The 14925-nt window shown below is 62.2% G+C and carries 14 protein-coding genes; 6 read left to right on the top strand and 8 right to left on the bottom strand.

Features of this window, described 5'->3' with window-relative positions:
- Position 1: 1 nt before the first annotated feature.
- Genes LQ215_RS05145 through LQ215_RS05135 form a run of 3 tightly spaced genes read left to right on the top strand, consistent with a single transcriptional unit; the run spans position 2 to position 2327 of the window.
- Positions 2-724, top strand: coding sequence for a DUF484 family protein (locus LQ215_RS05145; protein ID WP_003206807.1), 723 nt, complete (start codon positions 2-4; stop codon positions 722-724).
- Positions 725-726: 2 nt separating this feature from the next.
- Complete coding sequence (gene xerC, locus LQ215_RS05140) at positions 727-1626, top strand: tyrosine recombinase XerC (RefSeq protein ID WP_230147644.1); 900 nt, start codon at positions 727-729, stop codon at positions 1624-1626.
- Positions 1623-2327: an HAD family hydrolase gene (locus LQ215_RS05135; protein ID WP_230147643.1), complete on the top strand. Its 705-nt coding sequence runs from the start codon at positions 1623-1625 to the stop codon at positions 2325-2327. The genes xerC and LQ215_RS05135 overlap by 4 nt, the downstream gene beginning before the upstream one ends.
- 525 nt (positions 2328-2852) lie before the next feature.
- On the opposite strand, the gene sutA is transcribed toward LQ215_RS05135, so the two are convergent.
- From sutA to glnK, 4 genes are all read right to left on the bottom strand, one after another.
- Positions 2853-3176, bottom strand: a complete 324-nt coding sequence (sutA, locus tag LQ215_RS05130; protein ID WP_003206813.1) for a transcriptional regulator SutA — start codon at positions 3174-3176, stop codon at positions 2853-2855.
- A gap of 102 nt (positions 3177-3278) precedes the next feature.
- Positions 3279-3704, bottom strand: a complete 426-nt coding sequence (locus LQ215_RS05125; protein ID WP_230147642.1) for a secondary thiamine-phosphate synthase enzyme YjbQ — start codon at positions 3702-3704, stop codon at positions 3279-3281.
- A gap of 213 nt (positions 3705-3917) precedes the next feature.
- Positions 3918-5252: an ammonium transporter gene (locus LQ215_RS05120; RefSeq protein ID WP_230147641.1), complete on the bottom strand. Its 1335-nt coding sequence runs from the start codon at positions 5250-5252 to the stop codon at positions 3918-3920.
- Between the two features lie 33 nt (positions 5253-5285).
- On the bottom strand, positions 5286-5624 hold the full coding sequence (gene glnK, locus LQ215_RS05115) for a P-II family nitrogen regulator (protein WP_002555808.1): 339 nt from the start codon (positions 5622-5624) through the stop codon (positions 5286-5288).
- 413 nt (positions 5625-6037) lie between these two features.
- On the opposite strand from glnK, the gene LQ215_RS05110 reads away from it, so the two are divergent.
- Complete coding sequence (locus tag LQ215_RS05110) at positions 6038-6298, top strand: accessory factor UbiK family protein (protein WP_053126510.1); 261 nt, start codon at positions 6038-6040, stop codon at positions 6296-6298.
- An 18-nt stretch (positions 6299-6316) separates the two neighbouring features.
- Here LQ215_RS05110 and LQ215_RS05105 read toward each other — a convergent pair whose 3' ends face one another.
- Positions 6317-7060, bottom strand: a complete 744-nt coding sequence (locus LQ215_RS05105; protein WP_230147640.1) for a sensor histidine kinase — start codon at positions 7058-7060, stop codon at positions 6317-6319.
- A gap of 61 nt (positions 7061-7121) precedes the next feature.
- Here LQ215_RS05105 and LQ215_RS05100 point away from each other — a divergent pair, with 61 nt between their 5' ends.
- Entirely contained in the window at positions 7122-8615 is a 1494-nt protein-coding gene (locus LQ215_RS05100; RefSeq protein WP_230147639.1) for a YifB family Mg chelatase-like AAA ATPase, read from the top strand.
- Between the two features lie 6 nt (positions 8616-8621).
- On the opposite strand, the gene LQ215_RS05095 is transcribed toward LQ215_RS05100, so the two are convergent.
- The 3 genes from LQ215_RS05095 to LQ215_RS05085 form a co-directional block, all read right to left on the bottom strand.
- Positions 8622-9836, bottom strand: coding sequence for an aldose 1-epimerase family protein (locus LQ215_RS05095; protein WP_003206824.1), 1215 nt, complete (start codon positions 9834-9836; stop codon positions 8622-8624).
- A gap of 371 nt (positions 9837-10207) precedes the next feature.
- Positions 10208-12184 (bottom strand): methyl-accepting chemotaxis protein, encoded by a 1977-nt coding sequence (locus LQ215_RS05090; RefSeq protein ID WP_230147638.1) that lies wholly within the window; start codon positions 12182-12184, stop codon positions 10208-10210.
- 186 nt (positions 12185-12370) lie between these two features.
- Positions 12371-13291, bottom strand: coding sequence for a LysR substrate-binding domain-containing protein (locus tag LQ215_RS05085; protein ID WP_230147637.1), 921 nt, complete (start codon positions 13289-13291; stop codon positions 12371-12373).
- 158 nt (positions 13292-13449) lie between these two features.
- On the opposite strand from LQ215_RS05085, the gene LQ215_RS05080 reads away from it, so the two are divergent.
- A complete protein-coding gene (locus LQ215_RS05080) occupies positions 13450-14844 on the top strand; it encodes a NorM family multidrug efflux MATE transporter (protein WP_230147803.1) in 1395 nt (464 codons plus the stop codon).
- Positions 14845-14925 lie beyond the last annotated feature (81 nt).

The raw sequence follows: 14925 nt of genomic DNA, 5'->3' as shown, positions 1-14925 counted from the left end.
CATGACCGACCAGCCACAGGTTCCAGCCCCACAGCCCGACGAATCCCCCAGCCTGCCAGAAACCGCAGCCGTGGCGGCTTACCTGGAGGCTCATCCGGACTTCTTCGTCGAGCATGAAGAACTGCTTGCGACGATGCGCATCCCCCACCGGCGCGGCGATACCGTGTCGCTGGTGGAACACCAGATGAAAATCCTGCGCGAGCGCAACATCGAAATGCGCCATCGTCTTTCGCACCTGATGGACGTGGCCCGGGATAATGACCGACTGTTCGACAAGACCCGTCGGCTGATCCTCGCCCTGATGGACGCCAGCACCCTCGAAGACCTGGTCATGAGCGTCGAAGACAGCCTGCGCCAGGATTTCCAGGTGCCTTTTGTCAGCCTGATTTTGTTCGGCGACAACGCCATGCCGGTGGGCCGCTGGGTAACCCACGCCGAAGCGCAGACAGCCATCGGCGGCCTGCTCACGGAAGACAAAAGCGTCAGCGGCAGCCTGCGCGAGCATGAGCTGGACTTCCTGTTCGGCGAAGAACAGCGCAAGCAGATCGGCTCCACCGCCGTCGTCGCCATCGCCCACCAGGGCGTGCACGGCGTATTGGCCATCGCCAGCCGCGATCCGCAGCACTACAAAAGCTCGGTGGGCACGCTGTTCTTGAGCTACATCGCCGAAGTCACCGGCCGGGTGCTGCCACGGGTTGCCGGTTCGCTGCGCTCGGTACGCTGATAATGGAACGACAGCTGGACGCCTACTGCGAACACCTGCGCAGTGAGCGCCAGGTGTCGCCCCACACGCTGTCGGCTTATCGCCGCGATTTGGAAAAAGTGCTGGGCTGGTGCCAGAAGCAGAACATCGGCAGCTGGACGGCCCTGGACATCCAGCGCTTGCGCAGCCTGATCGCCCGCCTGCATCAACAGGGGCAATCCTCCCGTAGCCTGGCGCGCCTGTTGTCAGCGGTACGCGGCCTGTATCACTACCTCAATCGCGAAGGTTTGTGCGATCACGACCCGGCCACCGGCCTGGCACCGCCCAAGGGCGAACGCCGACTGCCGAAGACCCTCGACACCGACCGCGCCCTGCAATTGCTTGAAGGTGCCGTCGAGGATGACTTCCTGGCTCGGCGTGACCAGGCGATTCTCGAGCTGTTCTATTCTTCCGGCCTGCGGCTTTCTGAGCTGACGGGGCTGAACCTGGATCAACTGGACCTGGCCGATGGCATGGTCCAGGTGCTCGGCAAGGGCAGCAAGACCCGCCTGCTGCCCGTCGGTCGCAAGGCCCGTGAAGCCCTAGAGCAATGGCTGCCGCTGCGGGCGCTGACCAACCCCGCCGACGACGCGGTCTTCGTCAGCCAACAGGGGCGGCGCCTCGGCCCGCGGGCGATTCAGTTGCGGGTCAAGGCTGCCGGCGAACGGGAGCTGGGACAAAACCTGCACCCGCATATGCTCCGGCACTCCTTCGCCAGCCATCTGCTGGAATCCTCCCAGGACCTGCGCGCCGTTCAAGAGCTGCTGGGCCACTCGGACATCAAGACCACCCAGATCTACACCCACCTGGATTTCCAGCACCTGGCGACGGTCTATGACAGTGCCCATCCCAGGGCCAAACGCATCAAGGGCGACGAATCATGACCATAGAGCTGATCACTTTCGACCTGGACGACACCCTGTGGGACACCGCCCCGGTGATCGCCAGCGCCGAAGCCATACTCCGCCAATGGCTGACCGACAACGCACCGAACCTGGGCGGCCTGCCGGTGGAGCACCTTTTTTCGATTCGCGAGCAAGTGCTGCGCGAGGAACCTGGGCTGAAGTACCGCATCAGTGCACTGCGCCGACGGGTATTGTTCCGCGCCTTGCAGGAAGCCGGCTACGACCAGTGGCAAGCCTCTGAGCTGGCGGACCAGGCCTTCGAGACGTTTCTGCATGCCCGTCATCAACTGGAGGTTTTTCCCGAGGTGCAGCCCACCCTGGAGATCCTGGCCAATCATTTCGCCCTCGGCGTGGTCACCAATGGCAACGCCGACGTGCGGCGCCTGGGGTTGGCGGACTATTTCAAGTTCGCCTTGTGCGCCGAAGACATCGGCATCGCCAAGCCTGACGCCCGACTGTTCCACGAAGCCCTGCAACGCGGCGGTGCCACGGCGCAAACCGCCGTGCACATTGGTGATCACCCGGGCGACGACATCGCCGGCGCCCAACAGGCCGGCCTGCGCGCCGTATGGTTCAACCCGGCAGGCAAGCCCTGGAATGCCGACCATGCGCCAGATGCGGAGATCCGAAGCCTGACCGAACTGCCGGGGTTATTGGCAGGTTGGCATAGCCAACCCTGAACCCCGCCCTGTAGCCACTACAGCCCGCTCCCACCCTGGATCTGCTGCGAATCGAAGCTCTGCGCCAGGCACAAAACCCTGTGGGAGCGAGCCTGCTCGCGAAGACGGCGGCACATCCAACATCAATGCCAACAGACCCACCGCCATCGCGAGCAAGCTCGCTCCCACCCTGGATCTGCTGCGAATCGAAGCTCTGCGCCAGGCACAAAACCCTGTGGGAGCGAGCCTGCTCGCGAAGACGGCGGCACATCCAACATCAATGCCAACAGACCCACCGCTATCGCGAGCAAGCTCGCTCCCACCCTGGATCTGCTGTGCACCGAGGCCCTTTGCCAGGCACAAAACCCTGTGGGAGCGAGCCTGCTCGCGAAGACGGCGGCACATCCTGCATCGATGTGACAGATAAACCGCTTTCGCGAGCAAGCCCGCTCCCACAGGGACTGCGCCTGGCCTGGGAATGGAATCGCACCCATGAAAAAGCCCGCAGCGACGGCGGGCTTTTTCAGCAAGCAATGAAGCCGATACTCAGATAGGGCGGCTGCCGTACTTGTTGTCAGGCTTCTTGGGCGGATCAGCGACCACGTTGGCCTCCACTTCCTGCACCTTACCGCCCCTGGCCAGGAATTCCTCCATGGCCTTGGCGAGCGCATCACGCTCCTTGTTCTTGGCCTCTACGCTCGGCAATTCGTCGACCGAAACGGCCGCCTTGGCCTTGCCTTTGGCGGTAGGAACCGGAACGTCGGCCCCATCGTCGTCGGCAACGTCTTCCGCCGCCGCTTCAAGGCCTTCTTCGGTCTCGTCTTCGTCGCCTACTTCGAGGTCGTCGTTTTCCAGATCATCGTCGCTCATGTTCTACCTCATGACTTGCGAAAAGCAGATTAGTTATAGCCCAGCTTCGCCATCTGTTCGAAGGCTGCCAGAAAAAATTCAACATCCGCCGGCAACCAGCGGTTATGCCCCTTCACCGTACAAGGTGGCGAGGACTTTACGAGCACCGCCGTGATCACGGTGCTCGCCCAGATAAACACCTTGCCAGGTACCCAATGCCAGTTGTCCTGCCGAGACCGGCAGGCTGATCTGACAGCCGAGCACACTGGCCTTGAAGTGCGCCGGGAGGTCGTCCAGGCCTTCGTCGTTGTGCTCATAGTCGGCGGTTCCTTGTGGGATCAGCCGATTGAAAAATCGTTCGAAGTCTCGACGTACCGCCGGATCGGCGTTCTCGTTGATGGTCAACGAAGCCGAGGTATGCTGCAGCCACAGATGCAACAGACCGACACGACACGCCCGGAGTTCAGGCAGGCCGGCAAGCAACTCGTCCGTCACCAGATGAAAGCCCCGGGGCCTTGCCCGCAGGGTTATCAGCGTCTGTTGCCACATACAGATCTCCGCACGTTCGGCGCGCATTCTAGCGCGCTCTGGGAAAAAACAAAGGGCCTAATATTCTTGCTGCGGTGTAAGCCTTTGGCGGTATAAAAACCTGTGTCGCATCCACAACAAAAGGTGTCGGAAAAACCGCCGCACCTTGTGAGCAATGACAAATTCCAGACAAAAAAATGCCCGGCGAACCGGGCATTTTTTTATTGCGTGCGCTTACAAGTTGTAACCACGCTCGTTGTGCTGGGCCAGGTCCAGGCCCACGGCTTCTTCTTCCTCGGAGACACGCAGACCCATGACGGCGTCCAGGACCTTGAGGATGATGAAGGTGACGATCGCGGTGTAGACCACCGTGAAAGCCACGCCCTTGAATTGAATCCACACCTGCGCGCCGATATCGGTCACGGTGCCGAAGCCACCCAGCGCCGGTGCTGCAAACACACCGGTCAGGATCGCGCCAAGGATACCGCCAATGCCGTGCACGCCGAAGGCGTCCAGGGAATCGTCGTAGCCGAGTTTGCGCTTGAGTGTAGTGGCGCAGAAGAAGCACACCACGCCTGCTGCCAGGCCGATGACCAGAGCGCCCATCGGGCCCACGGTGCCGGCAGCCGGGGTGATGGCAACCAGGCCGGCCACCACGCCCGAGGCGATGCCCAGTGCGCTTGGCTTGCCGTGGGTGATCCACTCGGCAAACATCCAGCCCAGCGCCGCCGCAGCGGTCGCGATCTGGGTCACCAGCATCGCCATGCCGGCGGTGCCGTTGGCGGCGACAGCGGAACCGGCGTTGAAGCCGAACCAGCCAACCCACAGCATGGCCGCGCCCATCAGGGTGTAACCCAGGTTATGCGGCGCCATTGGCGTGGTCGGGAAGCCTTTGCGCTTGCCCAGTACCAGGCACGCCACCAGGCCAGCGATACCGGCGTTGATGTGCACCACGGTGCCGCCGGCGAAGTCCAGCACGCCCCAGTCCCACAGCAGGCCGCCGTTACCGGACCAGACCATGTGGGCAATCGGTGCATACACCAGGGTGAACCACACGCCCATGAAGACCAGCATGGCGGAGAACTTCATCCGCTCGGCAAATGCGCCGACGATCAGGGCCGGGGTGATGATGGCGAAGGTCATCTGGAAGGTGATGAACACCGCTTCAGGGAACAGTGCCGCCGGGCCGGTCAGGCTGGCTGGCGTGACGCCTGCCAGAAACGCTTTGCCGAAACCGCCGATGAAGGAATTGAAGTTGACGACGCCCTGCTCCATGCCGGTGGTGTCGAACGCAATGCTGTAGCCGTAAATGACCCACAGGACGCTGATCAGACCGGTAATGGCAAAGCACTGCATCATCACGGAAAGAAGGTTTTTCGACCGAACCATGCCGCCATAGAACAGCGCCAGGCCAGGAATGGTCATGAACAGTACAAGAATCGTGGCCGTGAGCATCCAGGCGGTGTCGCCGGAGTTCAGGACTGGGGCTGCCGCTTCTTCTGCCATGGCCAGGCCAGGCATTGCGAAGGACAACAGGGCTCCTAGCCCTGCGAATTTACGCAGAGTCATATTGTTTTCTCCTGGGGCGTTGGGTTTGGCGGCTTAGATGGCGTCGGTATCGGTTTCGCCGGTACGGATGCGGATAGCCTGTTCCAGATTGACCACAAAGATCTTCCCGTCACCGATCTTGCCGGTGTTGGCGGCCTTGGTGATTGCCTCGATCACCCGATCAAGATCCTTGTCGTCAATGGCAACGTCGATCTTCACCTTGGGCAGGAAATCGACCACGTACTCCGCGCCGCGATACAGCTCGGTGTGACCTTTCTGCCGACCGAAGCCTTTGACCTCAGTAACGGTAATGCCCTGCACGCCGATCTCGGACAACGACTCGCGCACGTCGTCCAACTTGAACGGCTTGATGATGGCAGTGACTAGCTTCATGAAACTTTCTCCCGAATTGGTGGACTTGCCCCAGGAAAACAAACCCGACTCAAGTCTAAGCGCAGTGCCTGGCTTTGTAACGCATCGTCGGCCCAAGTTGCCCGACAGGTGCCAGTTAACCGATCCTGACGAAACTCCCCGTTCCGCCTGCTGCACTGCATTCGTCACAGCGACTGCATCAGTGCATGGGTCATCAGCCTCTAAGCAGAAACCTTGCCATCTGCACCAAACCCTCTGATTTCAGTCTCTTGGCCACCGGCTCGACGTGCGTTGCGCCAGTAACCGCGGCGATACGCACAACAACAGTGCAGCGATGCTCGCACCCATGCGCGAAAAGCGTGCATCCCTGGCTTGCGAATTGACTATAGACACTGCGTGATACACTGCCCGCCATTGTTTTCAGGACACCTGCCATGCTTGCGCCCAAAGACCTCCTCGACGCCCTGAGCGGCCACGCCTCCCGCCTCTTGAGTGGCGACACGCCGCTGCCCAAAAGCGAAATCGAAAGCCAGTTCAAGGCCCTGCTGCAAAGCGGCTTCAGCAAACTGGACCTGGTAAGCCGGGAAGAATTCGACAGCCAGATGGTGGTACTGGCCCGGACCCGGGCGCGGCTCGAAAGCCTGGAGGCCAAGGTGGCCGAGCTGGAAGCGCGACTGGCTCCGGCTCAGGAATAAGCAGCCCCTGCGGGGCACTCAACCGCTCGCAGCGTGTTGAGACTGGCCCGGGGTCAGTGCCAGCGGCAACTCCAGGATAAACAGCGCGCCGCCGCCCGGCCCAGCGCTCTGCACGGTCAGATCGCCGCCCATCTCGTGGGCCGCCAGGATGCAGCTGTGCAAGCCGAAGCCATGGCCGTCGACACGCGTGGTGAAGCCGTGCTCGAACACCCGCGCAAGATTGTCCTGCGATATCCCCTCGCCATTGTCCTCGACCTCGACCCGCACGCGCCCATCGTCAACGACCTTCAGGCGCAGGGTGATCTGCGGTGGCCGGTTCGCACCTGCGTCCAGCGCCTGCTTGGCGTTGTTGATCAGATTGACCAGGATCTGCAGCACTCGGTGCTTGTCCATCGGCATTTGCGGGACATCACTGAACTCCTTGATCAGCGTGATGTGGTGGCGGGCCAGGGAGACATCGCAAATGCGCACGACATCCTCGGCCAGTTCTCGCAGCGAACCCGGCTCCAGCACGCTGGCGTTGCCAGCATAGGACTGCTGGGTGGCGACGATTTCTTTGATGTGGTCGATTCGGCGGGTTAGCTGCGCCAACTCGGCGATCATGCCCTGCTGCTCGACGGCCAAATCGCAGTCTAGGTCGCTCCCGGGGATTTTGCGCAGGCAGGTGAAGCGGCGATAGCGCGCTTGCCGCCCCTCGCCTGGCACTTGCCCTCGAAACATCCTGGCAAATTTTCGCCCTTCAATTGCCGCGCCCAAGTTCATCCCCACGACTAACCTTCAAGAGCCGCAGGACGCGGTGCCCCATTCACTCAAGGAACGATTCATGTCGCTCGCCATTGTCCACAGTCGCGCCCAAGTAGGGGTCGAGGCTCCTGCCGTTACCGTTGAAGTCCATCTGGCCAATGGCTTGCCGTCGCTGACGATGGTCGGCCTGCCCGAGGCGGCGGTGAAGGAAAGCAAGGATCGGGTGCGCAGCGCGATCATCAATTCGGGGCTGAACTTCCCGGCACGGCGCATCACCCTGAACCTGGCGCCGGCGGACCTGCCAAAGGACGGTGGGCGCTTCGACCTGGCCATCGCCTTGGGAATCCTGTCGGCCAGCGTGCAGGTGCCAACCCTGACGTTGGACGATGTGGAATGCCTCGGTGAACTGGCCTTGTCCGGCGCGGTGCGCCCGGTGCGTGGGGTATTGCCGGCGGCGCTGGCGGCGCGCAAGGCCGGGCGCATGCTGGTGGTGCCGCGGGCCAATGCCGAGGAGGCCTGCCTGGCCTCGGGATTGAAGGTGATCGCCGTGGATCATCTGCTCGAAGCGGTGGCGCACTTCAACGGGCACACACCGGTCGAGCCCTTCGTTTCCAATGGGCTGCTTTCGGCCAGCAAACCCTACCCCGACTTGAACGAAGTACAAGGCCAGGCCGGGGCCAAGCGGGCCTTGCTGATTGCCGCCGCGGGGGCGCATAACCTGTTGTTCAGCGGGCCACCGGGCACCGGCAAGACATTGCTGGCGAGCCGTCTGCCGGGATTGTTGCCGCCCCTGGCCGAGAGTGAGGCCCTGGAGGTCGCGGCCATCCAGTCGGTGGCCAGTTGCGTGCCGTTGAGCCATTGGCCGCAACGGCCGTTTCGCCAGCCGCACCACTCGGCTTCCGGCCCGGCGCTGGTGGGTGGCGGGTCGAAACCGCAACCGGGTGAGATCACCCTCGCCCACCACGGCGTACTGTTTCTGGATGAACTGCCGGAATTCGACCGCAGGGTGTTGGAGGTCTTGAGAGAGCCGCTGGAATCTGGGCACATCGTGGTTTCTCGCGCCCGTGACCGAGTACGCTTCCCGGCGCGTTTCCAGTTGGTGGCGGCGATGAACCCCTGCCCCTGTGGATATCTTGGCGAACCCAGCGGCCGTTGCTGCTGTACACCAGACATGGTGCAGCGCTACCGCAACAAACTCTCCGGCCCGCTGCTGGACCGCATCGACCTGCACCTGACCGTCGCCCGGGAAGCCACGGCGTTGAACCCCAAGCGCGAAGCCGGAGACGATACCGCCACGGTCGCCGAGCAGGTGGCCGAGGCCCGGGAGCGTCAACACAGGCGCCAGGGCTGCGCCAACGCCTTCCTCGATCTGCCGGGGTTGCGCCGGCATTGCAAGTTATCCACAACCGATGAAACCTGGCTGGAAACCGCCTGCGAACGGCTGACCCTGTCGTTGCGCGCCGCCCACCGCTTGCTCAAGGTCGCCCGGACGTTGGCGGACCTGGAGCAAGCGGGGAACATTCGCCGCGAGCATCTGGCCGAAGCCCTGCAGTATCGGCCGACTACCTCCTGAACCGCCTTATGGTTTGCTCAGGTCCACCAACGGTGTTTCCCGCACCTCGGTTTTTTGACCGTTCTGGATGGTATCGATGCGCTTGAGCGCCTTATCCACAGCGCCCTTGTCCGCCAACAGGCTGTAGTGGATCTGGAACTGCTTGTGTTCTTTCGGCGCGATGGTGGGGACCAGACCCAGGGGGCGCTGATATCGGCGGTTATAGGAAAAACTGGTGCCTGGCTCCAGCCCGGTCACGTAGCCCTGGCCTTGGGTATCGGTGTTTTTCCACAGCGAGAACACCGGAAGCGTGCTGGTGTTGAAGCCCACCGACACACCGAGGCTACCGGCCTTGTTGTGCAACACAGTGAGGGTGTCGCCCTTGGCGTCGGCGTAGGGCACGACGTTATAGACGGTCTCGTCGTAATCCTTGGTGGGGCCCCGGTAGGTTTGCCAATCGGACAAATCGCCCTTGGCCTTGTCGTTGAACGGCGAGACCTGCTTGACCGGTGCCACGAAACGAGCGCCCTGCTCCAGGAACGGCGTGCTGAAGTTGCTGTGGTAGAGCGCTTGGTATTCCTTCGGATAATCGCCGTTGTTGGTCAGCGTGTCGCTGAGCGCGAACGTTACGCTGCCAGGCTCGGTGACCAGTTCGGTCTGCACCGAGAAGTCGACCTTCTTGAACGCCTGCTCCTTCAACTCGCCACGCAGGGTGATGGCGTAGGGCGGTTTTTCATCAATGTGCAACGTGACTTTGTTGGCAGGAATATTCGCGGCGCGACCATGCAGGGTCAGCAGCTCACCGTTGTCCATACCGGGATGGCCGACCCATTCGTAACCGCAGCGGGTGACCAGCTCGTTGAAACCTTCTAGCCAGCCCAGTCCGCCTCGGCCGTTGAGCTCGATGAACGCCGGATTGACTACTTCCTTGACGGGCGAATCCCAACCCATGCGCACATTCCCGACCGAAGCCTGCAGCACGTTCATGCCACGGGTCGGGACGACTGAAAGCTTCAGGGTGCCGTTGTCGATGTCGACGATGCTGACGCCTTCCTGCCGGCCGCCGTGCAGGGTGCGCATCGTCACGGAAAAGGGTTTGCCGGTCTTCACGCCGAGTTGCTGGCTGGTGATTTGCCAGGGTTGAGCGGCTTTATCGGTATCCAGCAGGACGTAGTCCCACGCCATCGCATGGGAGGCAGCGCCCAAGGCGCCAAGGGTGATGAGGAGTTTGAGCGGAGTCATGGTCACGACCTTTTATTGGAGTTGTGCGGTTTTTATAGACTTGAAGAAACGTTTCAGCAAGCTTAAAAACAGCAATATTCCTAAAAAAGGAACGACACCAGGGTGGCAGCTTTTGTGGGAGCGAGCTTGCTCGCGATAGCGGTGGGTCAGATTGAGATGATGTTGCCTGGGCGGTCGTCATCGCGAGCAAGCTCGCTCCCACACTGATTTCAGACGAGCGCTAGAAGTATGTTCGCCGCAATTCCCTTGTGGGAGCGAGCTTGCTCGCGATAGCGGTGGGTCAGATTGAGATGATGTTGGGCGGGAAACCGTCATCGCGAGCAAGCTCGCTCCCACAGGGGTGTGGGTGAACTTGCTCGTGACGGGACGCCTCAGCGGAACCGATCAACCTCTTGGCGCAGGTCCTGGGCCAGTTTTTCCAGTTCCTTGGCGGTGAGTGCCAGGTTCGAGACCACTTGGCGCTGTTCGCTGTTGGCCATGGCGATGCTTTGCAGGTTGCTGCTGAGCAGGGTCGCGGTGCTGCTTTGTTCCTGGGTGGCGGTGGTGATCGCCGCAAATTGCTGGCCCGCCGAGCGGCTTTGCTCGTCGATGCGGGCCAGGGCCGTGGCGACGTTGGCGTTGCGCGACAGGCCTTCCTGCATCAACAGGTTGCCCTGCTCCATCGTACTGATGGCATTGCCGGTTTCCTGCTGGATGCTGTTGATCATGCTGGAAATTTCGTCGGTGGCCTGGCGAGTGCGGGAAGCCAGGCTGCGGACTTCATCGGCCACCACGGCGAAACCGCGGCCCTGCTCGCCTGCGCGGGCCGCTTCGATGGCGGCGTTCAAGGCCAGCAGGTTGGTCTGCTCGGCGATCGAGGTGATGACCCCCACGATGCCGCCAATTTCCTGGGAACGCTGGCCCAAGGTATTGATGACCGTGGCCGTGCTGTTCAGCGCGCCGGCAATTTGTTCCAGGGACGACGATGCTTCATCCATCGAGGTCCGGCCAATGCGGGTTTGCTGGGCGTTTTCCTGGGCCAGGCGTTCGGTGTTGCCCATGTTGTCGGCAATGTTCAATGAGGTTGCACTGAACTCTTCCACTGCGCCGGCCATGCTGGTGATTTCGCCGGATTGCTGCTCCATGCCTTCATACGCCCCGCTGGACAACCCGGACAGGGCCTGGGCGCGGCTGTTGACCTCCTGGGAGGCTTTGCGGATGTGCTCGACCATGGTCGACAAGGCCTGGCTCATCTGGTTGAAGGCACGGGCCAACTGACCGATCTCATCATGGCTCGACACGTTCAGGCGCACGCTCAAGTCACCGGCGCCCAAGGCTTCGGCCTGGCGCACCAGGTCTCCCAGCGGTGCGAGTTTGCTGCGCAGCAACCACATCGCCGAGCCGACTGCCAACAACATCGCCAGCAGGCTGCCAATGGCCAGTTGCGTACCGACACTCCAGGTCACGGCGCGTATCTCGGTTTTGGGCATGCTCGCCACCACCGCCCACGGCCCACCTTCGAACGGTACGGCAACGCTGTAGAAATCTTCCGCGGTATCGGTCCAGAACGCGCCCTTGCCCGGTTTCTTGACCAGGCCAACGATGGTCGTACTCGCCTGGTCCAGCGCCTGCACGCCGGCCGGTGGCACCAGCCATTTGTTCTGCTCGTCCAACAGCGCCAGCGAGCCGGTCTGGCCAATGCGGAAGCGCTTGAGGTTCTCGAACTGCGCGTTCTGCGCATCGGTGTAGTCGAAGCCTACGTACAGCACGGCAATGATCTTGCCGCTGCTGTCGCGTACAGGCGTGTACTGCGACATGTAGTAACGTCCGAACAGCAAGGCTCGACCAATGTAGCTCTGCCCGCTGATCACCGGGCCGTAGGCAGGGCCGGCGCGGTCAAGCACGGTACCAATGGCCCGCGTACCGTCCTGCTTGGTCAAAGACGTGCTGACGCGGATGAAGTCGTCGCCGCTGCGCACGAAGACCGTCGCCACCCCGGCAGTCATCTGCTTGAACTCATCCACTTCCTTGAAGTTGTTGTTCAACACGTCACTGCCCAGGCTCAAGCCTGGGGTTTGTACACCCGCCACCGTCACCGGCTGGTCTGGATGTACGCTCAGGCCAGCGCTGAAGCGCTTCTCGAACAGACCGGCCAGGCGCTGGGTGCTCTCGCGCAAGGTGCTGTGGAAGGTATTGAGCTGATCGGCCATCAGGCGCGCTTCGCTGGCCAGGTGTTCTTCACGGGTGGCGAGGTTGGCAGCGTCCAGCGAACGCAGGGCGAAGACGGTACTGCCGGAGATCACGACCGCCAATATCACAGCGAGGGCAAGGCCTAGCTGTGAGGCGATCCGGGCACGGGGTTGAGACATGACGGCTCCTGGCCGAGAGACCGGATCATCCTGATCACGCTCGCACGCTCGGCGTTTTATTCGGGTGAGGTGTAAGTTGACCTTTCTGAACGAAGGTTCCATCTTCACGGAGTCGGCGGCAAAGCCAAATACTTGAGCGGTTTGGAGGGATTAATATCAAGTGGCTAGCACGCCACCTGCAACGTTTCAGCCCAGACGCTGCACGTCGGGTAATTGCATGGCCTTCACCTCACTCTGGAGGAAGTCGCTGAGCCGGCGCAAACGTTCACCTCCCGGACGGGTTTTCGGCCAGACCAGGTAATAGTGTTCACCGCTGGCGACAGCCGTCGGCCATGGCAAGCTCAGGCGTCCCTGGGCGACATCCTCGGCCACCATCAACAGGTCGCCCATGGACACCCCATAGCCACGTGCCGCCGCGATCATGCCCAGCTCCAGGGTATCGAACACCTGCCCTCCCTTGAGCGAGACCTTGTCGGACAGGCCCATGCGTTGCAGCCAATTGCGCCAGTCCCGGCGATCGGGCGTGGGGTGCAGCAGCTCCGCACTGGCCAACCGCGCCACATCCCAGGGCTGATCGTTCAACAGGTTCGGCGCGCCCACCGGGATCAATTCCTCGGGAAACAGCAAACTGGCTTCCCAGTCCGCCGGAAAATGCCCGTTGCCCAGCAATACGGCGCAATCGAAGGGCTCGACGTTGAAGTCCACCGAGTCGATGTCCATCCAGGCACTGGTCAGTTGCACCTCGTTGCCAGGCTGCAAATGCCGGAAACGACTCAGGCGCGCCAATAACCAGCGCATGGTCAGCGTGGAAGGCGCTTTCATGCGCAGGATGCCGTCTTCACCATGCAAGGTGTGGCAGGCCCGTTCCAATGCCATGAAGCCCTCACGCACGCCCGGCAACAACAACCGCGCCGCCTCGGTCAATTGCAGGTTGCGACCGCTGCGCTGGAACAGCCGACAGGCAAAGTGATCTTCCAGGGTGCGAATGTGCCGACTGACCGCGCTCTGGGTGATCGACAGCTCTTCAGCAGCCCGGGTGAACGAGCTGTAGCGCGCCGCGGCTTCGAATGCCCGCAGCGCATAAAGAGGAGGAAGACGACGAGGCATCGCAAAAGCTCCATGGCGTGGTTTGCAAACCCTACCAGAAACCCATCCAGCATGAGTTTTAATCATGCCAGCGATCTTTTTTATCCCTTTGTGCAATCCACCGAGAGCGCCGAGAATCGTCGCTTTACTGCCTTGTTTGAACATGGAGCGTGATGATCATGCGGCATCCGGTGCGTACCGAACTCTGGGCCATCCTGCGGCTGGCGGGGCCGTTGATTGCCTCGCAGTTGGCGCACATGCTGATGGTGCTCACCGACACCGTGATGATGGCGCGCCTGAGCCCCGAAGCCCTGGCCGGCGGCGGGCTCGGGGCAGCCAGCTATTCATTCGTGTCGATCTTCTGCATCGGCGTGATCGCCGCGGTGGGCACCCTGGTCGCGATCCGCCAGGGCGCAGGCGATGTCGAAGGCGCCACCCGGCTGACCCAGGCCGGATTGTGGCTGGCCTGGCTGATGGCGCTGATGGCCGGGTTGCTGTTGTGGAACCTCAAGCCGGTGCTGCTGATGTTCGGCCAGACCGAAACCAACGTGCTGTCTGCCGGACAGTTCCTGCTGGCGCTGCCGTTCGCCCTGCCCGGCTACTTGAGCTTCATGGCCCTGCGCGGCTTCACCAGCGCCATCGGCCGGGCCACACCGGTCATGGTGATCAGCCTCGGCGGCACGGTGGCCAACTTCCTGCTCAACTACGCGCTCATCACCGGTATGTTCGGCCTGCCGAAACTCGGCTTGATGGGCATTGGCCTGGTCACGGCCATCGTTGCCAACTGCATGGCCCTGGCGCTGGCCTGGCATATCCATCGGCACCCGGCCTACCGTGCCTATCCATTGCTCGACGGCCTGTCGCGGCCCAATCGCCAGTACCTCAAGGAACTGTGGCGCCTGGGCCTGCCGATTGGCGGTACCTACGCGGTGGAGGTCGGGCTGTTTGCGTTCGCCGCGCTGTGCATGGGCACCATGGGCAGCACGCCGTTGGCAGCCCACCAGATCGCGCTGCAAATCGTTTCGGTGGCGTTCATGGTGCCGGCCGGGATGTCCTACGCCATCACCATGCGCATCGGCCAGCACTACGGTGCCGGGCAACTGCTGATGGCACGCCTGGCCGGTCGGGTCGGGATTGGCTTCGGCGCGGCGGCCATGCTGGCGTTCGCCATGGTGTTCTGGCTGCTGCCCCATCAGTTGATCGGCTTGTTCCTGGACCACGACGACCCGGCGTTTCGGGAGGTAATCAACCTGGCGGTGAGCCTGCTGGCGGTGGCGGCGTGGTTCGAGCTGTTCGACGGCACGCAAACCATCGCCATGGGCTGCATTCGCGGGCTCAAGGACGCCAAGACCACCTTCCTGGTGGGCCTGGGTTGCTATTGGCTGATCGGCGCGCCGGCGGCCTGGTGGATGGCGTTCCACCTGAATTGGGGGCCGACCGGCGTCTGGTGGGGCCTGGCCCTGGGGCTGGCTTGCGCGGCGGTGAGCCTGACGGCGGCGTTTGAATGGAAGATGAAGCGGATGATTCGCAGTGAGCCTGGGCGGCAGCGTTTCGAGGCGATCCAGGCCGATTGAGATGTATCCCCCTGTGGGAGCGAGCTTGCTCGCGATAGCGATAGGTCTGTCACATCGATTTTGACTGACACGCCGCTATCG

This window comes from Pseudomonas brassicacearum (assembly GCF_918698105.1).
Lineage (GTDB): Bacteria > Pseudomonadota > Gammaproteobacteria > Pseudomonadales > Pseudomonadaceae > Aquipseudomonas > Aquipseudomonas brassicacearum_F.
Note: the sequence above shows the minus strand (reverse complement) of the source record. Positions and strands in the feature narration are given on the sequence as shown.